Source organism: Methylobacterium longum, assembly GCF_022179385.1.
Taxonomy (GTDB): domain Bacteria; phylum Pseudomonadota; class Alphaproteobacteria; order Rhizobiales; family Beijerinckiaceae; genus Methylobacterium; species Methylobacterium longum.
The window spans coordinates 17605-44571 of record NZ_BPQS01000042.1 but is presented as its reverse complement, the minus strand read 5'-3'; the positions used below and the strand labels follow the sequence as shown (position 1 = coordinate 44571).

Annotated in this window: 19 protein-coding genes and 1 pseudogene; 8 read left to right on the top strand and 12 right to left on the bottom strand. The window is 70.4% G+C overall.

Annotated features, from left to right (window positions below):
• Positions 1 to 122, top strand: a pseudogene (locus MFF58_RS24565) (electron transfer flavoprotein subunit alpha/FixB family protein); the annotation flags it as partial.
• Between the two features lie 306 nt (positions 123 to 428).
• Here the strand turns inward: MFF58_RS24565 and MFF58_RS24560 are convergent.
• The 4 genes from MFF58_RS24560 to MFF58_RS24545 are packed head-to-tail and all read right to left on the bottom strand — an operon-like array spanning position 429 to position 4933.
• Positions 429 to 1109, bottom strand: coding sequence for an NTP transferase domain-containing protein (locus MFF58_RS24560; RefSeq protein WP_238291650.1), 681 nt, complete (start codon positions 1107 to 1109; stop codon positions 429 to 431).
• Positions 1085 to 1729 carry an HAD-IB family phosphatase gene (locus tag MFF58_RS24555; protein ID WP_238291649.1) on the bottom strand — a complete coding sequence of 215 codons (645 nt, stop codon included), beginning with the start codon at positions 1727 to 1729 and terminating at the stop codon, positions 1085 to 1087. The genes MFF58_RS24560 and MFF58_RS24555 overlap by 25 nt, the downstream gene beginning before the upstream one ends.
• Positions 1680 to 2426, bottom strand: a complete 747-nt coding sequence (locus MFF58_RS24550) for a class I SAM-dependent methyltransferase (protein ID WP_238291647.1) — start codon at positions 2424 to 2426, stop codon at positions 1680 to 1682. Before MFF58_RS24550 ends, MFF58_RS24555 begins: the two co-directional genes overlap by 50 nt.
• Positions 2427 to 2443: 17 nt before the next feature.
• Positions 2444 to 4933 (bottom strand): methyltransferase domain-containing protein, encoded by a 2490-nt coding sequence (locus MFF58_RS24545; RefSeq protein ID WP_238291645.1) that lies wholly within the window; start codon positions 4931 to 4933, stop codon positions 2444 to 2446.
• Between the two features lie 833 nt (positions 4934 to 5766).
• Between MFF58_RS24545 and MFF58_RS24540 the strand changes: the two genes are divergently transcribed.
• From MFF58_RS24540 to MFF58_RS24520, 5 genes are all read left to right on the top strand, one after another.
• Positions 5767 to 6327 (top strand): PAS domain-containing protein, encoded by a 561-nt coding sequence (locus tag MFF58_RS24540; protein WP_238291644.1) that lies wholly within the window; start codon positions 5767 to 5769, stop codon positions 6325 to 6327.
• Positions 6308 to 9778: a chemotaxis protein CheB gene (locus MFF58_RS24535; protein ID WP_238291643.1), complete on the top strand. Its 3471-nt coding sequence runs from the start codon at positions 6308 to 6310 to the stop codon at positions 9776 to 9778. Before MFF58_RS24540 ends, MFF58_RS24535 begins: the two co-directional genes overlap by 20 nt.
• Positions 9779 to 10145: 367 nt before the next feature.
• Positions 10146 to 12575: a hybrid sensor histidine kinase/response regulator gene (locus MFF58_RS24530; RefSeq protein WP_238291642.1), complete on the top strand. Its 2430-nt coding sequence runs from the start codon at positions 10146 to 10148 to the stop codon at positions 12573 to 12575.
• A gap of 151 nt (positions 12576 to 12726) precedes the next feature.
• Complete coding sequence (locus MFF58_RS24525) at positions 12727 to 15978, top strand: GAF domain-containing protein (RefSeq protein WP_238291641.1); 3252 nt, start codon at positions 12727 to 12729, stop codon at positions 15976 to 15978.
• A 23-nt stretch (positions 15979 to 16001) separates the two neighbouring features.
• Positions 16002 to 16406, top strand: coding sequence for a response regulator (locus MFF58_RS24520; protein ID WP_238291640.1), 405 nt, complete (start codon positions 16002 to 16004; stop codon positions 16404 to 16406).
• A gap of 83 nt (positions 16407 to 16489) precedes the next feature.
• Here MFF58_RS24520 and MFF58_RS24515 read toward each other — a convergent pair whose 3' ends face one another.
• The gene (locus MFF58_RS24515) at positions 16490 to 17464 is read right to left on the bottom strand and encodes an HWE histidine kinase domain-containing protein (RefSeq protein ID WP_238291639.1); all 975 of its coding nucleotides are present in this window, start codon (positions 17462 to 17464) and stop codon (positions 16490 to 16492) included.
• A 315-nt stretch (positions 17465 to 17779) separates the two neighbouring features.
• Between MFF58_RS24515 and MFF58_RS24510 the strand changes: the two genes are divergently transcribed.
• The gene (locus MFF58_RS24510; protein WP_238291638.1) at positions 17780 to 19636 is read left to right on the top strand and encodes a PAS domain-containing HWE histidine kinase family protein; all 1857 of its coding nucleotides are present in this window, start codon (positions 17780 to 17782) and stop codon (positions 19634 to 19636) included.
• An 18-nt stretch (positions 19637 to 19654) separates the two neighbouring features.
• A complete protein-coding gene (locus MFF58_RS24505) occupies positions 19655 to 20044 on the top strand; it encodes a response regulator (RefSeq protein ID WP_238291636.1) in 390 nt (129 codons plus the stop codon).
• 252 nt (positions 20045 to 20296) lie between these two features.
• On the opposite strand, the gene MFF58_RS24500 is transcribed toward MFF58_RS24505, so the two are convergent.
• The 7 genes from MFF58_RS24500 to MFF58_RS24470 all read right to left on the bottom strand — a co-directional run bounded on the left by MFF58_RS24500 (position 20297) and on the right by MFF58_RS24470 (position 26873).
• The gene (locus tag MFF58_RS24500; RefSeq protein ID WP_238291635.1) at positions 20297 to 20713 is read right to left on the bottom strand and encodes a DUF1236 domain-containing protein; all 417 of its coding nucleotides are present in this window, start codon (positions 20711 to 20713) and stop codon (positions 20297 to 20299) included.
• Positions 20714 to 20757: 44 nt separating this feature from the next.
• On the bottom strand, positions 20758 to 21003 hold the full coding sequence (locus MFF58_RS24495) for a hypothetical protein (protein WP_238291634.1): 246 nt from the start codon (positions 21001 to 21003) through the stop codon (positions 20758 to 20760).
• A 165-nt stretch (positions 21004 to 21168) separates the two neighbouring features.
• Positions 21169 to 22569: an amidase gene (locus tag MFF58_RS24490; RefSeq protein WP_238291633.1), complete on the bottom strand. Its 1401-nt coding sequence runs from the start codon at positions 22567 to 22569 to the stop codon at positions 21169 to 21171.
• Complete coding sequence (locus tag MFF58_RS24485; protein WP_238291651.1) at positions 22562 to 23491, bottom strand: DUF1028 domain-containing protein; 930 nt, start codon at positions 23489 to 23491, stop codon at positions 22562 to 22564. Before MFF58_RS24485 ends, MFF58_RS24490 begins: the two co-directional genes overlap by 8 nt.
• Positions 23492 to 23508: 17 nt before the next feature.
• Positions 23509 to 24252, bottom strand: coding sequence for an ABC transporter ATP-binding protein (locus MFF58_RS24480; RefSeq protein ID WP_238291632.1), 744 nt, complete (start codon positions 24250 to 24252; stop codon positions 23509 to 23511).
• The gene (locus MFF58_RS24475; RefSeq protein ID WP_238291631.1) at positions 24245 to 26047 is read right to left on the bottom strand and encodes a branched-chain amino acid ABC transporter ATP-binding protein/permease; all 1803 of its coding nucleotides are present in this window, start codon (positions 26045 to 26047) and stop codon (positions 24245 to 24247) included. The genes MFF58_RS24480 and MFF58_RS24475 overlap by 8 nt, the downstream gene beginning before the upstream one ends.
• Entirely contained in the window at positions 26040 to 26873 is an 834-nt protein-coding gene (locus MFF58_RS24470) for a branched-chain amino acid ABC transporter permease (protein WP_238291630.1), read from the bottom strand. The genes MFF58_RS24475 and MFF58_RS24470 overlap by 8 nt, the downstream gene beginning before the upstream one ends.
• Between the last annotated feature and the right edge of the window lie 94 nt (positions 26874 to 26967).

The following is a 26967-nucleotide window of genomic DNA, read 5'->3' as shown; positions in this document are numbered from 1 at the left end:
AGGTCATCGTCGCCATCAACAAGGACGAGGACGCACCGATCTTCCAGGTCGCCGATTACGGCCTCGTCGGCGACCTGTTCCAGGTCGTGCCAGAACTCCAGGCCGAGATCGCGCGCGGCTGAACCCAAATCCGGGGTGGAGCGGAGGCTCGGCGATCTCGGGGCGCCGGGCCGGCCGTGGCGATCGCGGCCGGCGCGGCCGGCCCGGCGCTTGAGGCCGGCGCGAACCCGCCCGGGGCGGGCCAGCGGTATCGGAGCGCTTTGTCGGACCGACAGCCGTGCGGCTCCGGTCCCGAACCACAAACCGCAGCGCCGTCTCAGGCTCGGAGGCCCCACCGAGAGCCCCCCGCCCGCGGGGAGCGGATCGGCGGCCGGCGGAGCAGCGTCTCCGGCCCGATGCGTCGTCAGGATCCGCGATCGGGAAGGCTTTCACGGGAGGTCTCCGGCAAAGCCTGGATCCCGTTCCAGGCGCGCTCGGCAGGCGGCGAGGTCCTTCTCCGTGTCGACCTCCAGCCGTTCCACCCGGCATGCCGGTAGGGGGGCGAATGCGGACAGCCTCTCGAACACCGGCGTCTCGTCGTTCGTCAGATAGTCTGCGGGGACGAGCGCGAGATTGGCCCACTCGTAGTGACTCGGTACCGTTCTGCTGAAACCGGTCACCGTGATTCCGTCGGCGTCTTCGGCTGTATTCGCGTAAACAGGATCTTCCGAGATCTCGTCGGCGATGCTGACAAGGCTCGATCGCTCGCGGCACGTCTCCAGGAAGGTCGCGAAGCTTCTCGCGCCGTACACGGTGTCGCCGTCCAGGATCAGTACGGACTTGCCCCGGAGATCTCTGGCGGCCAGGTGGAGGCTCTGCAGCGTGGTCGTGTGACGGTAGGCCGGATTACGCACGAAGATGACGTCGGCGCGAACCCGTCGCACGGCAGCGATGACCGCGCGCTCGTGATAGCCGACGACGACGCGGACGTCCTCGACATCGCGCAGCAGATGAAGCTGGTATTCGATGATCAGGCGGCCGCAGACGTCGATCAGCGCCTTGGGTATCCCATGCCCCAGCCGGCTCCCCACGCCGGCGGCCGCAATCACAGCGTGGCCAACAATCGACACAGCGTCGCTCCATCGTACACCACGTAATCGGCCATCTCGTGGAGCGCCGCGACCGGCTCATGCACGCCGCCATAGGCGATGCCGACATCCGCCTCCTCGAACATCGGCACATCGTTGCTGCTGTCGCCGATCGCGACGACGTCGCTGCCACTGGACCGCAACTCGCGGATCGCCCTGCTCTTCAGTTGAACCTCGCCCAGTTCGACGGCGCCCGTCGGCCCGAGATGGCCCTTCGAGCAGAACCAGCGACAAGGCAGCACGGTCATCAACGGCGCGACCCAGAGATCGAGGTTCCCCGTCACGATGAAACACCTGTCGGCTTCAGCCCTGATGAAGGCGGCGATGTCGGGGTCGAGCCGCACGCTCCCGGTTATGTCCTGGATGCGCGCGAGCGGCACGTTTCTCAGGATCTGGAACCTGAGCCGGAACGACCGTTCGAAGGAGATCTCTCCGCGCAGGGTGAGATCGGTCAACAGCGACATCTCGTCGAACAGGTCCAGTTCGCGCGCGATCGCCGGCAGTATCTCCTCCCGCGTAACCGTTCCGTCCAAGTCAAACGCCAGGGACGACCTACCGCTTTTCGGATCGGGTGACGAGGAAGACATGCTGCGTTGTTTCACGCCTGTTCTCCAAAGACGAGGGTAGCAGACGCTGCTGCTTGGTCAGGGTGAAACCGCATGACAGACCTCTATCGATCAATTCAGCGTATTCCGGGACTGTCCGGTAGACAGCACTGTAGTTGCAATCGAGCTCCTCGGAGAACTCGCCGATCAGGGACAGGCGGGCCTCGATCCCGACGGGCTCCCGGATGCAGACGGTCGCGGTCGCGGCGGCCAGGGGAGGAAGGGCTCGCAAGCAGGCCAGAACATCGTCGTCGTTCAGGTAGGCGAAGACACCGGCGATGAGGAACACGTCAAACGGCGGCGCTATCGCGAGTTCGGCCGTCGCCAGATCCTGGGCCGCGCCCCTCTGGAACGCGAAATCGGGGCGCTCGGGTACCCGGCGCCGCGCGATCTGGATGAGCTCCTCGCTGAAGTCGATGCCGAGATACGCCGCGGCCTGCCCGACGAAAGCGTCGGCCCACCGCCCGACGCCGCAGCCGATGTCGAGAACCCGCAATCCGGCGCCGTGGCCGATCAAGGGCAGCACGGCGCTCTTCTCGTGACGATCGCGCGCCGTCACGAGGTCCGGAGAACGGTCCTGGTACATCGTCGCCGAGTAGTCGCATTGACGATTCGCGACCGCGCCCCGGTCACGGAAGAATCGTTCGATCGCCTCGTAGTCGAGCGATACACGGGATCCGACCACGCGGCTCATCGTTCACCCCCAACCCTTCAGGCGCGCCGAAAGATAAACATCTTGTTCACGAGACCCTGGTCGCGCCCCATCTCGATGGCCTCGATTGCGTCGAATCCGCAGGCCGCAAGCGCGCCGAGATACTTTGCTTCCGCGCGATACAGGGACGTGTACTCCGCGGTGGAGACGAAAACGTCGTTCGCTCCCACCGCTACGGTGTCTTTCAGGACCAGCAGGCCCTGCTGACGAACGGCCCCCCGCAGGATCCCCAGCAGGGCGTCAAAACGCTCGTCTTCGATCAGGGTTGATACGACGCCCATGCACGACACCATCTCGTACACGTCTTCATCACGGTATTCGCTCAGATCGCGTTGATCGAACCGAGCATTCGCGATGCCTCGCCGGGCCGCCTCGGCCCGCGCCTGGTCGACGAGCTTCCGGGAGAGGTCGAACCCACGGACCGAGTTCGCGCACGCGGCCATGAGAAGCGTGAATCGGCCGTTGCCGCAGCCGATGTCGAGGATGCTCCAGGTCGTCTCGATGAGCGGCAGCACGTGGGCCTGGAGGATGGCCTCCTGGCGCATATAGTATTCGGGCGAGGCCAGGAACGTGTTGTTGCACGCCATCCAGAAGGCCGAGGCCGCCGACTGGGCAGCGCTTGGATCGACCGGCCTGGTCAGCCCGGGTCCCGTGCTCAGCCCGCGTCCCAGGTCGGGGCTTCCGGGCGCTTCGTCGCGCGCGCGCGATCTCGGCCACCGCGCACCCTCGTGGAGGACCGCCGCGACCACGTGATCCTTGATCCGCTGGCCGGCCAGCCCGTCCGTGCCGAACAGGTATTCGCTCAGGGGACCGAGACGAGCCGATCTGCACGGATCGCGCCCCGCCGATACGTCGTCGATGAATCGTCTGATCGCGTGGTCGGAGTCACCGAGCGCGTAGGCGTTGATGATCTCCGCATCGTCGTTGAGCCCCGGCCCGGCCTCGTTGCGCAGATAGAGGATCGGCTTCGTCGTCGGCAGGTATTCCAGCAGGAAGGACGACACGTCCGACATCAGGGCAACCGATGCGGTGAAGCTGTGCCGATAGTCGGGACGCTCGTCGAGGATGAGTGCGCCCCGGTCCCGGGCGCCTTGGAGAAAAGCATCGATCTCCGCCTGCGTCATGACCCCGTGTTGCAGGATCGTCGTGAACAAGGACGGATGCGGCCTGAGCAGGAGTACGATGTCCTCCCGGCTCGCGAAGAGGTCAACGAGAACGTCCTTCCAGATGAAGAACATCGACCATTGCGATTCCGACGAGATGGCGAAATGTGGGTTCCACAAGAACGCCTTCCGTCCGTCGACAGCCCGCACCAGCGACGGATCGAGATCGTCCGCGGTGAAGCCTTGAGCCCAGTCGAATTTCGGATGCCCCGATACGACGACGTGGTTATCGCCGGCCCGGCAGTACCGGCCGAACATCCGACGGTGCCGCTCCGAGCGCGCGAAGATACGCCAGCATCGCTGCTGCACGTTGAGATCGAATTGGTAGCGCCGGTTCTCGTCCCCGCCGCCGATCTCGAGACCGTAGGGAATGTACGCGATCCTCGGCACGACCCGCTCGACCGAGCCGACATGCAGGGAAGCCGGCCGCGTCGAATCGTACGGATTCTGGTAGAAGAGGACGTCCGGCGCCTCCGCTTCGAGGTCGTAAGCCTCCGCCGTCGTGAACGGGATGTCGCGCTGGACGAGGAAATCGCGGAGGCGAGCCGACGGATAGCCGCCTTGCAGAAAGGGCGATACGACGACGGTTGTTTCGCACCTCGGATCGTGCCGGAACGCCTCAACGACGGAGTGGAAGGACGGCCACGTCTCCGCCGTCTGGGCGATGAACACGACCTTCACGCGCCCCAGCGCGGCCCGATAGCTCGCGGCTTGGAAGCGGGCCGATGCGGCACGCGACTCGGCAACCGCGTGCCCGTCCTGGATCAGGGGAACGATGCGATCGATCCGCGAAGCGAGGTCCTGGAGGTCAGCGCGGGCGGCGTTCTGACGCTCACGGAAGGCGGCGTCCTGCTCGCGAAGCAGGTACGCCAGGTCGTTGAACCGGCTGGACAGGGCCTCCGCGAAGCCCTCCCGCACCTCCGATTGCTGCCGGGAGACCAACGCTTCGTGTTCGCGGAGCAGATAGGCCAGATCGCCGAAGCGGCCGGCGATGGCGTCGGCGAGGCTGTCCCGCACCTGGGATTGAGCCTGTAGAATCGCAGCCCCGTGGTCGCGCAGCAAAGTTGCGAGATCCTCAACGCGGCGATCAACCGCTTCCGCGACGTCGTCGCGGCCCCCTTGTGCGCCTTCGGACGCTCCCCGGACGCTTTCCGTGAGGTCGTCGAGGCGCGCCGCGACAGCCTGCTCGGAGGCTTTCAGCGCGAACAGAAGCTCGCTGTACCGGCCGGAAACCGCTTCAACAACAGCATGCCAGCTATCAGTAAGGCGACCCGATTGATCAGAACGCGTCGTGGCCGTCTCATCCGCTAAAGACAATCGCCGCACCTCAACTCCAAAACCGCCTCATGAGATCTCCGATCCATCATTCTGTAGATGGAATTGTATACGCATCGCAGTTCCGCCGAAAAACGACCTGCATTCATGTTTAAAAACATAATTATCCCGAACGAATAAGCTTTATTGCACGCGAATATTCCACATTGTACCGGTATTGGCTGCGAATCGACCGCGATTGCCTCGCAGAACCGGGATCCTGGCCCGGATCGCGAGGAACTCTAATGCATGGCGGCGGCGATTGGTAGCCGGAATGCCGAATCCGGCACGGTGGCGGGCGCAGGTGGCCGACCGCGCAGGGCCGATTGTGGTCGGACACCGCTGGAGGCGGTCGACCTCGGACTGGTCACGGCCTGCGCGTCTTCCAGCGGCTGGACGTGTCCCGCCTCCGGCACTCGTCGCGTGGCGGGCCGTGGAAGATCTCGTGGCGGACGCCCCCCACGACGCCGGACGCCCGATGCGGGGCGCCCTGCCCGATGCGGCGATCCCGGCCATCGCCCGCCCCGGGGAAACGCCCCGCCCGACCGCGGCCACCGCGGCCCGGGCCCGCCGGGGATGACGAGGCCCGGCGCGCCGGAGGCGCAACGGCCCGCTTCGACGGCCCGCTTCGGCAGCACCGTCACGGGCGAGGCTCGGGCGCGGGTCCCGGCACGGTACGGCCCGGCCGGTCATTGCCTTCCGCGACCGGGGCGCCCATGACGGGCCGCCGTCTCAGCGCCCGGCGCGGGAACCGGAGGGCGGTGGCGTCCGTCATGGTGGCGGACCGGAGGATGGACGGACCGGACGCGCGGCGGCGGAACGGACGGAGGCGACGGGGATCCGACGTGGACACGCAGAACATCCCGGCCGAACTCCACGCTTACTTCGAGAGCTCGCACATCGCCCTCGCGCTGGCCTCCGTTGCGCCGGACAACCCCCTGTTGCTGGTGAACAGCCCGTTCCATCGGCTTACCGGGTACGACAACGCCGACGTGATCGGGCTGAATTGCCGCCTCCTGCAGCGCGACGCCGAGAACCGGGAGGCGCGGGTCAAGATCCACGCCTTCCTGGAGGATGAGCGGGTGGATGCGGTGCGCACGTCGATCGTGAATTTCCGCAAGGACGGGCGGCCGTTCGTCAATCTGCTGTACATGTCCAAGTTGAAGGCATTGTCGGGCGAGGTGCGCTTTCTTTTCGCATCTCAATTCGACGTCAGCCGCTCGCAACCGGAGTTACTTTCCGCCTACGATGCCGAGCTCGGCCGGACCTTGTCCCGGCTGAGTCCGACGCTTGCCGAGAGCGGCCTCGTCATCGAGGGGTCCCTGAGGACGATCGCCAACACTGTCGCCACCGTCGCGCAGGCCAAGCTCACGCTCGCGGATCTCAATGCACCAGGATTTCCATAACGAGGCCGGAGGCGAGGCCTCCGAGGCCCTCGGCGGCGGGCAGATCGTGCCCGCCCCCTTCGCCGGGCCGGTGGTGGGGATCGGCGCTTCGGCGGGCGGGCTTGAGGCCCTGCGCGAGATGCTGGCGCGCGCCCGTCCCCCGACCGGGATGGCCTTCGTCATCGTCCAGCACCTCGACCCCAATCACGAGAGTATGCTGGCGCAGCTCCTCGACCGGCAGACCGAGCTGCAGGTGCTCCAGTGCGAGGGCGGCGAGCGGATCGCCGGCGACACGGTCTACATCATCCCGCCCGGGCGCGGCCTCGTCATCCAGAACGGCGTGCTCGAACTCACGAAGTTCGTCCAGCCGCGCGGGCTGCGGCGGCCCATCGACGACTTCTTCCTGTCGCTGGCCGTCGACCAGCAGGCCAATGCCGCCTGCGTGATCCTGTCGGGCACGGGCGCCGACGGCACGACCGGCCTGCGCGCCGTGAAGGAGCACGGCGGCGTCTGCGTGGTCCAGCAGCCCGACACCGCCCGCTACGACGGCATGCCGCTCTCCGCGGTCGGGACCGGGCTCGTCGACTTCGTGCAGCCGCCGGGGGAGATCGTGGAGTGCCTCGCGGCCTTCTTCCGCCGCCGCGGCACCGATGCCGGCGGCGAGGAATCGGGCCCGGTCGCAGACCACCTGGACGACCTGTGCCGGGTGCTCCGCACGGCCGTCGGCCACGACTTCGCCGGCTACAAGCGGACCACGCTGGTGCGCCGGGTCGAGCGGCGCATGCACGTGCTGGGCCTGGATTCCGGGCGGGCCTATCTCGCCCGCGTCCGCGCCGACCAGGTCGAGTGCGAGGCCCTGTTCCGCGACCTGCTGATCAACGTCACCCGCTTCTTCCGCGACACCGAGCTGTTCGAGATCCTCCGCGAGCGGGCGGTCGAGCCCCTGCTGCGCACCCGCAACCCCGATGAGGACATCCGGGTCTGGATCCCGGGATGCTCCAGCGGCGAGGAGGCCTACAGCATCGCCATGCTGTTCGCCGACGCGGCCCGCCGCCTCGACGTGCCGCTGGCGGTGCAGATCTTCGCCACCGACATCGACGAGCGCATGCTCCAGATCGCCCGGGAGGCGAGCTACCCGGCGGCGGCCTTGGCCGACATCCCGGCGCCCCTGCGCGAGCGCTACGTCGTCCTCCACGCCGAGCGCTTCACCATCGCGGCCGAGATCCGGGACCTGATCCGCTTCTCCAGCCACAGCCTGGTGAAGGATCCGCCGTTCTCCCGGGTGGACCTCCTTTCCTGCCGCAACCTGCTGATCTACTTCGACGAGCGGCTCCAGCAATCGGTCGTGCCGCTGTTCCACTACGCGGTGCGGCCCGGCGGCTACCTGTTCCTGGGCCCCTCCGAGAGCGTGAGCCGGTTCGAGCAGCTCTTCCCCACCATCGACCAGCACGCCCGCCTGTTCGAGCGGCCGCCGGGCGCGCCGCACTACCCGATCGACCTGCCCGGAAGCGCCCGGCGCGGCGAACCCCGTCCCGGCGGACGCGAGGAGCGCCGGGGCGACCCGTCGATCGCCGACGAGACCGTGGCGGTGCGGCGGGTGGTCGAACGCTACGCCCCGCCCAGCATGGTGCTGAACGAGGACGGGGGCATCATCGCCGCCTACGGGCGCCTGAGCCGCTACTTCGACTTCCCGGTGACGCGGACCGGCGGCACCAGCGCCATCACGCTGGCGCGGCCGGGCCTGCGCGACGTGATCGGCCCCCTGCTCCGCCAGACCCGGGACGCGCGCAAGCGCGTCGTCGTGCGGGACGTGGCGATCCGCTCGGATTACGGCACGCAGACGGTCGAGCTGGTCTGCGATCCCCTGCCGGACGGCGCGATGCTGCTGATCCTGCGCGAGACCGGTACGTTCCAGCCGTCGGACGACCTCGACCTCGTGGAGATGGACGCGGGCGACGATCACGTCGAGGCGCTGGAGGATGAGCTGCTGCGCACGCGCTACAAGCTGCGCTCGGCCGTCGAGGAACTGGAGACGACGAACGAGGAGCTGAAGAGCTCCAACGAAGAAATGATGTCGATGAACGAGGAGCTCCAGTCGACGAACGAGGAGCTCTCCACGGTCAACGACGAGCTGAAGACGAAGGTCGAGCAGCTCACCATCGCCAACGCAGACCTGCGCAACTTCTTCGAATCGACCGACCTCGCCGTGATCGTTCTGGACCGCGACCTGCGGGTGCGCAGCTTCACCGCGGCGGCCACGACGATCTTCCCCCTGCAGCCGGGCGACCGCGGCCGTCCGCTCGCCGACGTCGCGAGCCGGCTCGCCGGGCAGGATTACCTGCACGACGCGCAGGAGGTCTGTGCGGGCGGCTCGGTGATCCAGCGGCGCATCACCACCCGGGACGGGAACCGGACGCTGTCCCTGCGGGTCCTGCCCTACCGCCTGCAGAACGGGAGCATCGACGGCGCCACCCTGGTGCTGACCGACATCACCGAGGCCCTGTCCCTGGAGCGCCAGCTCGCGGCGGAGCGGGAGCGCCTGGAACTGGCCGTCAAGGCCGGCGGGATCGGCGTCTGGGAGTACAGTCCCGATGCCGGGACCATCCTGGTCGACAGCACCGCCGGTACGATGTTCGGCCTCGCGCCCGACACGCCGCACCCGACGGCGACCCTGATCGCCTGCGTGACGCCGGAGGATCGCCCCGGCCTCGAGGCGGCGCTCTCCCAGGCCGCGCACGGGCTGGACGAGTTCGAAGCCCGCATCCGCATCCGCAGGGCGGAGCAGACGCTCCGGCACGTCCGGAGCTACGGGCGCCTGACCCGGGGCGGCGACCGCAAGCGGATCGTCGGCGTCTGCATCGACGTCTCGCCCGAATACGCCCTGGCCGAGACCCGCGACCTGATGCTGCGGGAGATGAACCACCGGGTGAAGAACCTGTTCGCCATCATCGGCGGCATGATCTCGGCGGGCGCCCGCACGCACCGGGACATCGGCATCTTCGCCTCCGACATGCGCGACCGCATCTCCGCCCTGGGGCGTGCGCATTCCCTGGCGGATCCCAGCGACGGCCAGGGCATGAGCGATCTCTCCGGCCTGGTCGGCGCGACGCTCCGGCCCTACCGCGACCACGTCCCGACCACGATCGAGGGGCCGCTCATGACGATCAACTGGCGGCACGTGTCGTCGCTGGCGATGATCCTGCACGAGTGGGCGACGAACTCGGTGAAGTACGGCGCCCTCGGATCGGAGGATGGCTCGCTGTCGGTGACCTGGGAGCGGAAGGACGGGCTCGTGCTGGAATGGCGCGAGCGCATGGCCCGGATCCCGGAGCCGAGGCCCGGCCGCGGCTTCGGCACGCTGCTGGTGGACATGTCCCTGCGTCAGCTCGAAGCGACGGTGACGCGCAGCCACGACGCGTCCGAGTACCGGATCACGCTGCATCTGCCGGAGGCGGCGCTCGCGCGCACCTGATCCAACCGTTCAGGGCCTCCCCATTCCGCCGAGGGGTGCCGGCAACCGCGCGTGTGCGGGCTGCCGCGGTTGCGGTCTGCGAGGCCCGGGCGGCGCCCCTGCCGGACGGCCGATACGCGGCGGTCCCGATCCGTGGTTCCGTCATGTCGCACACGCCCGGCGCTCCGCAGAACCGGATGCGCGCCGCCGCGCGCCCTCGCCAATGGCGCGGCCAGCGCACCGGCGTCACCGGTTCGCGGGGTGAGGCACCCCGCATCACCGCCGCCGGATCCGAGGCCTGCTGCGTCATCGCGACGGCCCTGGCCGGGCCGTACCGCGTTGTCCCCCGCCGCCGCCGCCGCTATCCACGCGGCCGACCGAGGGGGCCATGGACGCAGAGAACGAGAGGCTGCGACGGCGCGAGCGCGAACTCGAAGAGCGCGTGGCGCATCTGGAGGCGCGGTTGGAGGCCGCGCGCGGCGATGGCCTGCGCCGGCCGGGCCAGGGGCAGCAGACCTCCGCGGCCTCCGCCGACCTGCTGTTCACGGCGGCGGAGAAGACCCGCATGCCGCAGATCATCACCGACCCCGGCCAGCCCGACAATCCCATCGTCTTCGCCAACCGGGCCTTCCAGAACCTGTGCGGCTACGACGCCGCCGAGCTGATCGGGCGCAACTGCCGCTTCCTCCAGGGGCCCGGCACCGATCCGACCGACATCGCCAAGGTCCGCGACGCCATCACCGGCCGGCGCGACGTCGTCGTCGAGATCCTCAATTACCAGCGCGACGGCACGCCGTTCCGCAACGAACTCTACGTCAGCCCGGTCTTCGGCCCGGAGGGCGAGCTCCGGTACTTCTTCGCGAGCCAGCTCGACGTCACCCGCTTCCGCACCGCCGAGGGGGTGCTGGCCGAGAGCGAGGCCCGGTACCGGGCCCTGTTCGACGCCGTCGACAGCGGCTTCTGCATCGTCGAGATGCGGTTCGACGCGGCGGGCCGGGCGGCTGATTACCGGTTCGTCGAGGTCAACCCGGCCTTTGGGGCCCAGACCGGACTGCACGACGTCGTCGGGCGCTGGATGAGCGAGATCGTACCGGGCCACGAACGCTTCTGGTTCGACACCTACGGCGAGGTCGCGCGCACCGGACGGCCGGTGCGGTTCGAGAGCGGCGCGGTCGCGATGGGCCGCTGGTTCGACGTGCATGCCCTGCGGGTCGGCGAGCCCGAGCAGCATCGGGTCGCCGTCCTGTTCAACGACATCACCGACCGCCGCCGGGCCGAGACCACGCTCCAGGCGACCGCGGAGGAGAAGACCACCGAGCGCAACCTCGTCTGGCGCGCCAGCCGCGACCTCCTCGTCGTCTGTGGCTTCGACGGCCTGTTCCAGACGGCCAACGATGCCTGGACCGAGACGCTCGGGTGGGACATCGCCGAGGTCGAGGGTGCCCGCTTCGACACCTTCGTCCACCCCGACGACCTGGATGCCGTCTCGGCGGCCTTCGAGCGGGTCAGCGGCGGCGGCGTGCTCGCCGACGTCGACGTGCGCGTCCGGACGCGGGACGGCGGCCACCGCTGGTTCTCGTGGAACGCCATCCCGACCGGCGACCGCTTCTACGCGGCGGGCCGCGACGTCACCGACAGGCGCGCACTGGAGGAGCAACTCCGTCAGTCGCAGAAGCTGGAGGCGGTCGGGCAACTCACGGGCGGCGTGGCCCACGACTTCAACAACCTCCTGACCGTCATCAAGTCCTCCACCGACCTGCTGAAACGGCGCGATCTCGCCGAGGAACGCCGGCAGAGATACATCGGGGCGATCTCCGACACGGTCGACCGGGCCGCCAAGCTCACCGGCCAACTCCTCGCCTTCGCCCGGCGGCAGGCGCTGAGGCCCGAGACCTTCGCGGTGAACCACGCCGTGACCGCGGTCGCCGACATGGTGGGCACGCTCACGGGCGCGCGGATCCGGGTCGAGCTCGACCTGCCCGGCGAGGACCGGCAGGACCTGCACGTGAACGCCGACCCGAGCCAGTTCGACACCGCGCTGGTGAACCTCGTGGTCAATGCCCGCGACGCGATGGGCGGCGAGGGGCACCTTCGCATCCAGCTCCGCAGAGCCACCCTGATCCCGGCCGTGCGGGCACACCCGAGACGGCGCGGCGATTTCGTCGCGGTCTCGGTCTCGGATACCGGCTCCGGCATCGCGCCCGAGAACCTGGAGCGCATCTTCGAGCCGTTCTTCACGACGAAGGTCGTCGGCCAGGGCACCGGGCTGGGCCTGAGCCAGGTGTTCGGCTTCGCCAAGCAGTCCGGCGGCGAGATCACGGTCGAGAGCGCCCTCGGCGACGGCAGCACCTTCACCGTCTACCTCCCGCGCGTCGACACCGCTGCGTCCGGTCTTGTGACGGTCGAACCGGAGCCGCTGGCCGAGGGACATGGCACCTGCGTCCTCGTCGTCGAGGACAACATCGACGTCGGCGCCTTCGCCGAGCAGGCCCTGCGGGAACTCGGCTATTCGACGGTCTGGGTGACGGATGCGACGAAGGCGCTGGCCGAGATCGAGCGGGTCCCCTTCCGCTTCGAGGTGGTGTTTTCCGACGTGATGATGCCGGGCATGAACGGCGTTGAGCTCGCGGGCGAGATCCGTCGGCGCCGGCCGGACCTGCCGGTCGTCCTCACCTCCGGGTACAGCGACGTGCTCGCGGCCGAGGGCACCCACGGGTTCGACCTGCTGCGCAAGCCCTACTCGGTCGCCGACCTGTCCCGCATCCTCCGCCGCGCCGTCCAGAAGGTGCCCCGGGGACACGACCCGCTCGCCGGATAGCGACGTCCGCGCCGGGACGCCCCTGACATGCGGCATCCCGTCCCCGGTTCGACGTCGTCGACGATGTGGAATTGCCTCGCAAAAAGCCGATTCATCAGTAGAGACACGCTCAAGGTCTTGAGAGGGCCTGCCGCACGAACCCGCCAGCGCGATGCAGCCCGATCCAAGCAGCCCCGTCCTCGACCCGGCACGCCTATCGGCCCTCGACGCCTACTCGATCCTCGACACGCTCCCCGAACAGGGGTTCGACGACATCGTGCGCCTGGCCACGCGCCTGTGCGCCGTCCCCGTTGCCCTGGTCAGCCTGGTCGCGGCCGACAGGCAGTGGTTCAAGGCCAAGGTCGGCTTCCCCCATTGCGAGACGGATCTCGACCGCTCGGTCTGCAAGTTCGCGCTGCCGGAGCCGGATCTGCTCATCATCCCGGACCTGAGCGCCGACCTGCGCACGGCCGCCAACCCGCTGGTCACCGACGATCCGCACATCCGCTTCTACGCGGGCGCGCCGCTGCGCACGCCCGAGGGGCACGTGCTCGGCAGCCTGTGCGTCATCGACACCATGCCCCGGCCCGAAGGCCTGTCGCAGGAGCAGGCCGACGACCTGCGTGCCCTGGCCCGCCAAGTGACGGAGTTGCTGTCCACCCGGCGAGCGGTGGAGCACCGCGACGCGTTGCTGGAGCACCAGCGGGACAAGCTACGCCGGGTGCGCCACCTCGACATCCTGGCGCGGAGCTCCCAAGCGCTCCTCAACGCCACCGACCCGGCCGCCGTCCTCGCCCCGATCCTATCGGCGAGCGCGGGCACGCTCGGGTTCGACCGAAGCTACACCTACGACCTCGGGCCCGGCGGCAGGGACTTGCACCTGACGCATTCCCTCAACGCGACGGCCGAGGTGCAGGAGCTGCTGCAGCGCCTGCCCATCGGTGCGCCCCTGTGCGGGATCGTCGCCGAGCGGCGGCAGCCCCTCGTGCTCGCCAGCCTGCAGACATCCGGCGGGGAGGCCTACGCGACCGCGCGCGCCATGGGCCTGGACGCCTACGCCGGATATCCCGTGATGAGCCGGGGCTCGCTGCGCGGGGTCATCTCGTTCGCGTCGACCCAGCAGCCCGCCTTCGACGAGGAAATCCTGACGTTCTTCGCCACCGTCGCGCGGCTGATGTCGGCGGTCTACGAGCGCCTGGACGGCGAGCAGGCCCTGCGGGACAGCGACCGGCGCTCGCGTCTCGCCCAGGAAGCCGGCGGCATCGGCACCTTCGAGCTCGCCATCGACACCGGCCTGATGAGCGTCTCGCCGGTCTTCGCACGCCTGTTCGGCGTGCCGCCGACCGGCCTGTACACGGCGGAGACCTTCGAGGCCCTCGTCCTCCCGGAGGACCGGCCGACGGCCTCCGGCCAGCAGACCCGGCAGGATGCCGGGGGGGCCGGGGGCGTCGAGTACCGCATTCGTCGGGCGGAGGACGGCGCGCTGCGCTGGATCGCGCGTCGGGCCGATGTCATCCTCGACGGGGACGGCCGCGTCGTCCAGATGATCGGCACGGTGCAGGACGTCACCGAGCGCCGGGCGGCCGAGGAACGGCTCGCGGAGGGCGAGAAGCGCTACCGCGCGCTGTTCGACAACATCGACGAGGGCTTCTGCGTCATCCGCTTCGTCGCCGGGCCGCACGGGCCGATGAGCGACTACGTGCATGTCGAGACGAACCCGGCCTTCGAGCACCACCTCGGTATCCCGCACGTGGTCGGCCAGACGCTGCGCGACATCGTCACCGACAACCCCGAGGAATGGCTGAACACCTACTTGGAGGTGTGGCGCACCGGCGTGCCCGTTCGGTTCGAGCGCGCATTCAGCCCGACCGGTCGGCGGCTGGAGGTCTCGGTGCACCGCGTCGAACCGGCGGCCCGCCACGAGGTGGCGGTGCTGTTCACCGACGTGAGCGACCGGCACGCGGCTCAGGGTGACCTGCAAGCCAGCGAGGCGCACTGGCGCGGCCTGTTCGAGCGCCTGAGCGAGGGCTTCATGGTCGGCGAGGTCATTCGTGACGCCGCGGGGGCGATCCGGGACTGGCGCTACGTCGACGTCAACGCCGCCTGGGCCGAACTCGTGTCCATGGATCCGGCCACAGTGATCGGACGCACCATCCGCGAGGTGCTGCCGGGCATCGAGGACGCCTGGGTCGACGAGTTCGCCGCGGTCGTCGAGACCGGCGAGCCCATCGCCTTCACCCGCCAGGTCGGGACGCTGGCCCGCTGGTACGAGGGCCGTGCCTTCCCGCTCGGCGGCGGCCAGTTCGGGGTGATCTTCCTGGAGATCACCGACCGGGTGCAGGCGGAGGCGCGCCGCTCGGCCCTCATCGCGCTGGGTGACCGGCTGCGCGACCTCGACGACGTCGAGGAGATGACGCACGTCACCAGCGAGATCCTCGGCAAGACGCTCGACGCCATGCTGGTGGGCTACGGCGACGTCGACCCCCAACAGGAGACGGTCACGGTCGCCCGCGACTGGACCACGGGGGGCGCCGGATCCCTGGCCGGGACCCTGCACTTCCGCGACTACGGCTCGTACGTCGAGGACCTGAAGCGCGGCAGGACCGTCGTGGTGCGGGACTGCCGCACCGATCCGCGGACCCGGGCCAACGCGACGGCGTTGGAGGCGCACAGGGCCCGCGCCTTCGTCAACGCGCCGGTGTTCGAGCGCGGGGCCTTCGTGGCGCTGCTCTTCGTCTGCACCGGGGTGGAGCGGGACTGGACCGCGCCGGAACTCGCGTTCATCCGCGACGTGGGATCCCGGCTGCGCCTCGCGGTCGCGCGCGTGCGCGCCGAGGAACGGCAGGATCTCCTGAACCACGAGCTGTCGCATCGCCTGAAGAATACCCTCGCCGTCGTCCAGAGCATCGCCGGCCAGACCCTGCGCTCCGTTTCCGAGCGAGAGCCCGTCGAGGCGTTCGAGCGGCGCATCATGGCGCTGTCGCGGGCGCACGACGTCCTGCTGCAGGATGCCTGGGCGCCGGCCTCGCTCCGGGCGGTCGCGACGAGCGTGCTCGGGCCGCACGCAGCCATGGACCGCTTCGTCCTCTCGGGCCGGGAGATCGGCCTGGCGCCCTCGGCGGTGCTGTCCCTCTCGCTGCTGCTGCACGAGCTCGCCACCAACGCCGCCAAGTACGGCGCGCTCTCGGTGGAGGGCGGCCATGTCGCGCTGTCGTGGGCCGTCCTGCCGGGGGACGAGGCCGTCCTCGAATTGAGATGGCGGGAGCACGGCGGCCCGCCGGCGGTCGAGCCGGCGAGGCGCGGGTTCGGCACGCGGCTCATCCGCACAGGCTTGGTCGGCGCCCGCGATGCCGACCTCGATTACATGACCGAGGGGTTTGCGGCGGTGTTCCGCGCCCCGCTTACCCACATTCAAGCGTCCTGATGCGGGCGGCATCGGGGTGCACCGTGGTACATTCGCAAGACGAAGGGGCGGGACGCCGCCCCGTCGTCCTCCTGCTGGAGGACGAGCCGCTGCTGGCGATGACGCTGTCCGATTACATCGACGCCGCCGGCTGCGAGGTCGTCCAGGTCAACACCACGGAATGGGCCATCCGGGTCCTGGAGGATCGGACCGACATCCGCATCGTCGTGGCGGATCTCGACACGCGCGGGTCGGTGATGGGCCTCACGTTCGCAGCCCACATCCGTGACCGCTGGCCGCCCATCGAGTTGATCCTGACATCGTCGGCGCCGCGCGCGCCCCGGGCGGGCGCGATGCCGGCCCGCGGGCTGTATTTCGGCAAGCCGTTCGACGGCCGGGCGATGGTCTCGGCCATACGGGATTTCGCGGGGCATGCTCCCGCAGCCTGACGCAGCGTCACGTTCCACCCGGCCCGGACGGCGTTCGCCCGCCCCGGCCCGCGCTTCCGGCCGCGGGGCGCAGCCGCCACGCCTCAGGTCTGCGCGAGCGGGACGCGGACGTTGATCCGCAAGCCGTCGGCGTCGCGGGTGACGTCGACCTCCGCGGCCGTCTGGACCGTCAGGATCTTGTTGAGCAATCGCATGCCGAAGCCCTCGCGCGTCGGCAGTGCCGGCGGGGGGCCGTCGTGCTCGTTCCAGGTCCAGGTCAGGCACCGGCCCCTCGCGCCGTCCTCCACCAGCCAGGTCACGGCGATCCGGCCCCCAGGATGCGCCAAGGCGCCGTGGCGGAGCGCGTTGGTGGTCAGCTCGTGCAGGGCCATGCTGACGGGCACGGCCAGTTCCGAGGGCAGCTTGAGCCTCGGGCCTTCGAGGGTGATGCGGCCGCGCTCGTTGTACGGGTCGAGTTCGGACCGGAGCAGGCCCTCGAACGAGGCGACCTGAGCCTCATCCTCGGTGATCAACGCGTGCGTCCGGGCCAGGGAGGTGATCCGGCCGGTGAAGGCCCGGGAGAACTCGTGCATCGTCACGGAGGAGCGCAGGGTGGCGTTGAGCACGGCCTGCACGGTCGCGAGGGTGTTCTTCACCCGATGGTGCAGCTCGCGCACCATCAGCGCCTGCCCGTCCTCGAAGGAGCGCCGCTCGGTCACGTCGCGCTGGGCGGAGACCCAGTTGGAGATGCGCCCGTCCGCGTCCCGGACCGGCGTGATCAGCCACTCGACCCGGTACGTAGACCCGTCCTTCCGGTAGTTCAGGGCCTCGCCCTGGAACGGCTCACCGGCCGAGAGGGCGGCGCGGGCCCTCTCCAGGACGGCGCGGTCGGTGCCGGGCCCCTGGAGGAAGCGCGGGCTGCGCCCGGCCACTTCGTCCAGTTCGTACCCGGTCAGGCGGGTGAATGCCGGGTTGGCATAGACGACGACCGGGCCGGGCTCGTCGAGGTCTGCGGTGGTGATGAGGATGGCCTCGCCGGTCGCCTCGACCGCCGCCTGGAGGAGCCTGAGATCGGCCAAGCTCCGCCTTGTCTCGTCCCGACGCGACACGCCAGCCCTCTTCAGGTCCCGCCACACGGCTCGCTGCCCAGGGCTATCCGCCGCCAGGTGGCCCTAACTCAACGGACAACCTCCGCGCCGAGGCTCTGTTTCCGCCCGGCGGCAAGGTGCGTGATGTGACGCGGCTTTCGGAGCGGGCGGAGGCGCGCCCGAGGGGTGGCGGGTGAACAAGCCTCACGCAGAGGTCACCGGGGCTCTCTTCCTGCGTCTTCCGCGACCGTTTAGGGTGCGGCAAGGCGGGGGGCTCGCCGAACGAGGTAGGTGGCGAGACGAGGAATGACGCTGCACGCCAAGCTTGGCGCAGATGTCGGGCGGACCGATTCCCTGCGGATGGCGGACTTGGTCCGCCGATACGATTGGGCGTCGACCCCTTTGGGCAGGCGCGAGACGTGGCCGGCGGTCCTGCGCACCACGGTCGAGATGATGCTCGCGTCGCTGCACCCCATGTGCGTCATGTGGGGTCCCGGGCGCATCTTCCTCTACAACGACGGCTACGCGGAGATCCTCGGGGCGCGGCACCCGAGCGCGTTGGGCCTGCCGACCGAGGACGTGTGGCCGGAACTGTGGGACGAGCTCGCCCCGCTGATCGACCGGACCTTCCGCGGGGAGAGCTTCGCCTTCCGCGACCAGCCGCTGACGATGACGCGCAACGGCTTCGAGGAGCAGGTCTGGTACGATTTCGCCTATTCCCCCGTGCGCGACGAGCGGGGCGAGGTCGTCGGCCTGCTCAACGTGACCTCCGATTGCACGGCCCGGGTGAGCGCGCAGCGGCAGCGCGACGCGGCCATCGAACGGCTGCGGGCCGGCGAGGGGCGCCTGGCCGCCCTGGTCGAGGCCAGTTCGGACAGCCTCTACACGATGAGCCCCGACTGGCAGGAGATGCGCACCCTCCAGGGCCGCGGGTTCATCGCGAACGCCGACGCGCCGAGCGTGCGCTGGATGGACGGCTACCTGTTCCCGGAGGACCAAGCCGACGTTCGCGCCAGGATCGATGAGGCGGTCGCGCGCACGGAGCCCTTCGAGATGGAGCACCGGGTGCGCCTCGCCGACGGGAGCGCGGGCTGGATCTTCTCGCGGGCCATCCCGGTGAGGGACAAGGAGGGGCGCGTCACGGAATGGTTCGGCATGGCCGCCGACGTGACGGCGCGGCAAAGGGCCGTGGAGCAGCTGCGCGACAGCGAGGCCTTCATGCGCGGGGTGCTCGCCTCCTCCAACGACTGCATCAAGGTGCTCGACCTCGATGCCAAGCTCGCCTTCATGAGCGAAGGCGGAAAGCGCGTCATGGAGGTCTCGGATTTCAACGCCGTGGCCGGGTGCCCCTGGCCGAGTTTCTGGGAGGGGGCGGGCAATCTCGCCGCCAAGGGGGCCATCGCCGCGGCCCGGGCGGGGGTCGCCTCGAGCTTCCAGGGCTACTCCGACACGATGAAGGGCAATCGGCGGTACTGGGACGTACAGGTCTCGCCGATCATGGGGGCCGACGGGAAGCCGGAGCGCATCCTGTCGATCTCGCGCGACATCACCGACCTCAAGGTGGCGGAGGAAGCGCGCGCGCTGCTGGCCCAGGAACTGGCCCACCGCATGAAGAACTCGCTGGCCATGGTCCAGGCCATCGTCACCCAGACGCTGCGCCAAGCCAAATCCATGGAGGAAGGGCGCACGGCCGTGGGACAGCGCCTGTCGGCCCTCGGCCGGGCTCAGGACATCCTCACCCGCTCAAACTTCACCGAGGCCGACATCCACGACGTCATCGCGGCGGCCATCGACCCGCATCGCGTGACCGAGGACCGCATCTCATGGGCGGGCCCGCGCTTGATCCTCACCTCGCAGCAGGCGCTCGGGCTCTCGCTCGCGACCCATGAACTGGCGACCAACGCGGCCAAGTACGGCGCCCTCTCGAACGACACGGGGCGCGTCGCGATGACGTGGCGGGTGGAGGACGGAGCGTTCGCCTTCGAGTGGGTCGAGTCCGGCGGGCCCCCTGTCACCCCGCCCGGAAGCCGCGGCTTCGGCTCGAAGCTGATCGAGCGGATCGTGGCGTCCTACTTCGAGGGCGAGGGCCGCGTGGACTTCGATCCGTCCGGCATCAGGTTCAGGCTGACGGGCATGCCCGGCGGCGCGGTGGGTGAGGCGTGAGGGTTCGGGTCGCGTAAGATGGGACAATCATTCAACCCGGGCAGCATCGCCGTCCTCGTCGTGGAGGATGACGCCCTGCTGCGCGCCGAGGCGGTCGACCTCTGCATCGAGGCGGGCTTCACCGCCTACGAGGCGCGGAACGCCGACCAGGCCATCCGTATCCTCGAATGCCACTCCGAAATCCGCGTGCTGTTCACCGACATCGAGATGGAAGGGTCGATGGACGGCCTGAGGCTGGCGCATGCCGTCCGGGAGCGCTGGCCGCCGGTCGCCATCCTGATCACGTCGGGAAGGCGCAAGGTGATGAAGGAGGACCTGCCCGAGAACGGGCTCTTCTTCGCCAAGCCGTACCCGCCGGACGACATCGTGAAGGCCCTCAACGGCATCGCCGCGGAGATCACGCGCTAGCCGCCGAGGCTCGGGGCCATTGGCCGGGCCACGATCCGGCGACGGCCCGGTCGGGACATGTCCGCCCGGCACGGCGCGCGACGTTCCACCCGTCACAAACATCCCGGTTCGCGACGGCGCGCCCCAATCCCGAGACAGGCGAAGAAAGAAGGCCGCCCCGGGAGGGAGCGGCCTTCTTCCCGCGAGGCTGTTGCGAGGCGGCCCCCGGGGGTCCGCTCGCGCAGCTCAGGTTCGGCGATCGGATGGCTCCGATCAGTCGATGACCTCGACGATGCGGTGACCGCGATCGACCAGGACCGGCTGGTCGTTCACGATGGTGTAGCGATATCCCGGCCGCACCCGGTAATCGGTGGGGACGTCGTAGTAGGTCACGCTGTCCTCCGGCAGGACGGTGCCGACTTGGACCGGCCCGCCCCAGCTGTACGAGCGGGCACCCCGCTCGCGGACGTAGCTGCGGAAGCGCGGGCGGTCGTCGACGCCCAGGATGCCGCCGACCGTGCCGGTGGCCGCCCCGACCGCGCCGCCGACGATGCCGCCGACCGGGCCCGCCGCCGCCGATCCGGCCTCGGCCCCCTCGGCCGCGCCGCGCAGGGTGCCCTGCGCCTGCGCGGCCACCGGGAGGGCCAGGAGGCCCGCCGCCGCCACCGACAGGAGAAGCTTGTTGGTCATGGTCAAACCTCCAGGGACGTCAGAACGCGCGGGGCCGGGGGATCTCAGTTGCAGCCTTCCTTGTGGACGGTCTTGGAGTTGCCCATGCCGTCCTCCTTGTGGACGGTCTTGGAGCCGCAATCGACGCTGCCGGTGGTCACTTCGCGGCGCTCGACGACGCCCTCGCGCCGCTCGACGGAAACGCCCGGGCCGCTGTCGCGACGGATGACGGTGGTGTCCTCGGCGCTGGCCGGCACGGCCGCGCCGCACAGGGCAGCCAACAGGGCGCCGGACAATACGATGTTCCGCATGAGTAGCCTCCTGACTTCAATCGAAGGCAGTAACGGCAAGCGCCCAGAAGCGTTCCACTCAAAATTATACGAGCCGGACGGTAACGGCCGCGATGAAGGCCGGTCTTGAATGGGGACAATCGTTCGCCGCGGCGCCGGAGAGCTGCGGCGGACGCGCCGAGCGCCTCAGCCGGCGAAGGGCGGTACTCGGCGCCACCACGCGTGCGCCCGCTCATACTGGTGGGCCATGCGCAGCATCACGGCCTCGCCGAAGGGCCGCGCGGCGATCTGGAGGCCGATCGGAAGCCCGCGCCCGTCGAAGCCGCAGGGCAGCGCGATCGCCGGCAGGCCCGTGAGGTTGAACGGGTAGGTGAGGCGCCACGAGGCCGCCAGCACGCTCTCCGACCGGCCGGCGAGCGCCACGCTGGCCTCCTCCGTCCGCCACGCGGTCAGCGGCGAGGCCGGGCCGACGATCACGTCCGCCTCGGACAGGATCGCGGCCATCTCGGCCATGATCAGCGCCCGCACCTGCTCGGCCCGCAGGTAGTCCGGTCCGGTCACCAGCCGGCCCATCTCCACGAGGTCCCGGACGTCCTCGGCGAACCCCGCCGTGTGCCCCGCCGCGACGCTGCGGTCGTGATAGGCGGCCGAGGAGGCGAGTTCGATGGCGTAGATGGCGCCGAGCCCGTAGCGCAGGGACGGAACCGCCACGTCCCGGACCGTGCAGCCCTGCCCGGCGAAGAACCCGATCGCCGCCTCGACGGCGGCGCCGACCGCGCCGTCGAGCCCGTCGAAGAAGTGGTCGCGGATCACCGCCACCCGCAATCCGCGGATCGGCCGATCCAGTCCGGCCGCGACGGCGGCGACGGGCGCGGCGTGCGCCGCCGGGTCCCCGGGATCGGGACCGGCCAGGGCCTCGAGCAGCAGCGCCGCGTCGGCCACCGTCAGGGTCAGCGGCCCGGCATGGTCGAGGGACCAGGAATGCGGCACGATTCCCGACCGCCCGATCCGCCCGAAGGTCGGCTTGAGGCCGACCACGCCGCAGAGGGCGGCCGGGATGCGGATCGAGCCGCCGGTGTCCGAACCGAGGGCGGCGGGGCAGAGGCGGGCCGCGACCGCGGCGCCCGAGCCGCCGCTGGAGCCGCCGGGCACCCGGGCGAGGTCCCAGGGGTTGCGCGTCGGCGGCGAGACCATGCCCCAGGCGAATTCGTGCATGCGCAGCTTGCCGAGGATCACGGCGCCGGCGGCGCGCAGCCGCGCCACGCAGTGGCTGTCCTCCCGCGGGAAGGTCAGGGCGTCCACCGACGTGCCCGCCCGGGTGGGCAGGTCGGCCGTCGTGTAATTGTCCTTGATGGCGATCGGGATGCCGTGCAGCGGGCCGCGCGGGCCCGTGCGGGCGATCTCGGCATCGGCGGCGCGCGCCGCGTCGCGGACCGCGGGCGACACGCACACGAAGCTCTTCAGATCGCCGTCCAGCCGCGCGATCCGGTCCAGATAGGCGTCCACGAGCTCCGTGCTCGACAGCGTGCGCGCCGCGACCCGCCGGGCCAGCTCGGTGATCGGCCGTTGCCAGACGGCGTCAGTCATGGGGCACCGGCAGGGGCACGTCGCGGTAGGGCAGGCTCGGATCGAAGACGAGCGGCGGATGGATGTGCGCGAGATCGAGGGTGCGCAGCACCTCGATCTCGGCGAGCACCGGCGCGAACTGGGCCAGCAGATGCGCGATCCGCCCCGCCTCCTGGTGCAGGCCCATGACATCGCGGACCGGGTCGGGGACCGCCGGCGCCGCGCCCGGCCGCGTCCCGGGCGCTTCGAGGAGCATCGCCACGACGTCGTCCGGCAGAGCGCCGGCCGGGCCGTCCTTGCGCGGCATGCCGGCCACGAAGGGCACGAGCTGCCGGCGGGCGACCTCCAGGACGCGGCGCAGCTCCGCCACGGGGGCCCCGTGCTCGTCGACGCGCAGGTCGAGGAGCGGGTAATCCTCGCCGGCGACGAGCCGGAGCGCCGCCGATTGCTTGCCGCGCCTGTCGCCGCCCGCGGCGTCGCCCGCCTCGAGCGCCCGCATGAGCCGCTCGTCGAGGGCGCAGGCGGCGGCGTCCTCGAAGGCCAGGGCCATGGCGTCGATGACGCCGGGCCCGGCGAGCATGTTGCCCTGGACGGCGTAGCCCGATCCGGTGCGGTGCCCGGCGGCCGGCGTGCAGCCGGCGCCGGTCCAGGCCGCGCCGGCCCCGTGGGCGTCGACCAGCCCGACCTGGCGCAGGTCCGGCCGGTCGTCGGTGGCGAGCGCCGCCGCCAGCGCCGCGTCGGGCGCCTGCCCCCCGGCCAGCCCGTCGAGGATGCGGGCGGCGAGGTAGGGGTTCACCCAGGACTGGGTGGTGACGGCCCCGATCCCGGCCCTGAGGAACGGGCACAGCCCGCCCACCGCAGGGACGGCGCTCGCCACCGCGACGCCGAGATGGCCGGTCCGGGGGCAGCGGGCCGCGATCGAGAAGGTGTTGAGTTCCATCATGTCGGACACCGCCGCATTCAGACCGCGAGGTGGTCGATGACGCGCGCTTGCGCGTCCGGCGCCTTGGCGGCTCCGCTGTCGACGATCTCGCCGAGCTTCAGGACGGCGTAGCGGTCGGCGAGCGCCAGGGCGAAGGCGACGTGCTGCTCCACCACCAGCATGGACACGCCCGAATCCCGCTCGGCCTGGAGCACGCCACGCAGGCGCTCGACCATCGAGGGCTGCACGCCCTCGGAGATCTCGTCGATCAGCAGGAGGCGCGGGCGCAGCATCAGGGCGCGCCCGAGGATCAGCATCTTCTGCTCGCCCCCGGACAGGGTGCCGGCCCGCTGGGCGAGCCGGTCCTTCAGGAACGGGAAATGGCCGAACAGCCGCTCCAGCGCCTCCGGCAGCATCCGGTCGGAGGGCACCGCGAGGCGCAGGTTGTCGCGGATCGACAGGTCCTGGAACAGGGGCTGCTCCTGGGGGGCGTAGCCGACGCCCAGCGCCACGAGCCGGGCGGGCGACAGGCCGGCGAGGGCCTGGTCGCCGATCGTGATCTGGCCGCCGCGCAGGGCGACCATCCCCAGGATGGTCTTGAGCAGGGTGGTCTTGCCCATGCCGTTCTTGCCCAGCAGGGCGACGATCTCACCTCGCCCCACCGACAGGGACACGCCCTTCACGATCGAGACGGCCCCGTAGCCGCTCGACACGCCTTCCAGGGCGAGGGCGGCGCCCGCCGGTTCGATCCGCCGACCTGCCTGAGCCGCTGCCTCAGCCATGGGCCCCTCCCGAATAGATGGTCCGGACCAGCTCGGAGCCGACGACATCCTCGACGGTGCCGTCGAGGACGAGGCGGCCCTGATGCAGCACCACGATCCGCGAGGAGATCTCGCGCACGAAGTCGAGGTCGTGCTCGACCAGCACGGCGGCGATCCGGCCCCCGGCGGTGAGCGCCTTGAGCACGGTCCCGATGGTGGTGCGCTCGGCCTTGGTCAGCCCCGCGGTGGGCTCGTCGAGCAGGATCAGCCGGGGCTCCAGCGCCACCACCATGGCGAGTTCCAGCGCCTGCTTCTGGCCGTGCGACAGGAGCCGCGTCGGCCGGGTCAGCAGGCGGTCGAGGCCGGTCATGCGCAGGACGTCGAGGGCCGCCTGCGGCAGGCCCAGGGTCTCGGCCTGCCCGACCGGGTTCAGGCCGTCATGCGGCGCCCGGGCCAGCCGCAGGCAATCGGCCACCGACAGGCTCTCGAACACGCTCGCCACCTGGAACTTGCGCCCGACGCCGAGGCCGACGATCCGGTTCGGCGTCAGCCCGGTGATCGGGGTGCCGCCGACCGCGATGGCGCCCTTGAACGGCTCGGTGCCGTCGCTGAGGCAGCGCATCAGCGTGGTCTTGCCGGCGCCGTTGGGCCCGACGAGGCTGACGAGTTCGCCCGCCCGGATCTCCAGGTCGATGCCCTCCAGCACCGTGAGCGCGCCGTAGGCCTTGGCGAGGTTCTCGACCTTGAGGATCGGGATCCCGGTCCCGGTCGCCTCCGTCCCGGCCACCCGCGCGACGAGGCGCGGCGGCGCAGGCTCCCGCCGGCCCACCGGCAGCGCCCGCCAGAGGCGGCCCACGAGGTCGGCGAGGCCGCCGGGCAGCAGGATGATGATGGCCACGAAGGCCGTGCCCAGGAGGAGCTGCCAGAGGAAGGGCAGGTCGCCGGACAGGTTCGCCGCGAGGTAGTCGATCGCGATGGTGCCGAGCACCGGGCCGAGCAGGGTGCCGCGGCCGCCCAGCGCCACCCAGATCACAAGCTCGGTGCCGAACAGGAAGCCGGCATTCTCGGGCGCGACCACCCCCGAGGCGTTGGCGAACAGGAAGCCCGCGAGCCCCGCGATCCCGGCGAGCGCCGCGGTCAGCCGGATCTGCAGGCGCCGCGGGTTGAGGCCGAGATAGGCGCAGCGCGCCTCGTTGTCCCGGAGCGCCACGAGGGCGCGCCCGGCATCGGCCCGGACCAGGATCCAGGCCGCCAGGGTGACGACGATCAGGAACAGCGCCGCCAGACGGAAGTAGCCCTCGATCTCGAAGGGCAGCACGTCGAAGCCGACGAGGCCGCTGCTGGAGCCGGTCCATTCGCCGCCCGAGTAGATGAGCTGCACCACCACGATCGGGACGACGAGCGAGATCACCGAGGCGTAGAGCGGGGTCGAGCGGTGGTAGAAGGACAGCCAGCCGACCGCGAGGCCGAGGAGCGCCGGCGCGACGAGCGCCGCCGCGACCGCCGCGGCGATCCCCAGCGGCGTCGCCCCGTAGGCGGCCAGGATCATCGCGGTGGCGTAGGCGCCGATGCCGAAGAACGCCGCCTGCCCGAAGGTCAGGATCCCGGCGAAGCCCCAGAGCAGGTCCACCGTGACGGCCAGCACCGCGTAGATCATCGAGCGGGTCAGGACGTTGACCGCGAAGGTGTCGAGGAAGAGCGGCGCGATCCAGAGGGCCAGTGCCGCCAGGGCCGCGACCACGAAGGGCGCGGCGCGGGACAGGCGGCGTCCGGGCGCCGCGGCGGCGCGCTCGGTCACGGGCAGGGTCTCAAGCACGGGAGAAACCTTTCGGGCTGATCCGCAGCACCAGGGCGGCCAGGACCGCGATGGCGATGCTGCCCAGGATCGGGCTCACGAAGGTGCTGATCAGGACCTGCGCGGCCCCGAAGACGAGGCAGGCCGCCGCGAGCGCCAGGTACGAGGCGTCGGCGACCATCACCAGCATGAAGGCGCCGATCAGCCAGGAGACGCCCATGTTCGGATCGACGCTGGTGAGCGGCGTCAGCAGGACGCCGGCGAGGCCCGCGAAGCCGGCGCCGATCATGAACACGACGAGCCGCACCCGGCCGGTGTCGATGCCGAGGCTGCGCGCCAGGGTCTCGTTCATGATCACCGCCCGGGCCGAGAGGCCGAGCCGGGTCCGCTCGATGATCAGCGCGAACAGCGTGCCGATCGCCAGCGCGATGCCGAAGGCCACGAGGCGGTAGGCGGAGTAGTCGACGCCGAGGATCTCGACGGTGCCGGCGTAGAGGTTCGGGGTGAGCTGGACGTCCCGGCCGAAGGCCAGGGTGACGAGTTGCCCGACCACGATGCCGAGTCCCCAGGTGGCGAGGATCGCGTCCAGCGGCCTGCGGTAGAGCGGGCGGATGATGAAGTGCTCGGCGAGGCCGCCCAACGCCGCGCCGACCGCGAAGGCGAGCGGCAGCGCTGCCCACGGATTGAGTCCGAGCTTGGCGGTCACCACCGCGCAATAGGCGCCGACCGTCAGCCACGCCCCGTGGGCGAAGTTGATGATCTTGAGCACGCCGAAGATTGCCAGGAGGCCGATCGAGACGATGAACAGGATCGCCGCGGTGGTCAGGATGTCGAGGGTGAGCAGCATCGGGGCGGTCCGGGTGCGCGGGAACGGGAAGGCACGGCGGGCGACGATGCGCCCCCCTCCCCGCAGCGGGGGGAAAGCGACCCCGGCGTCGGCC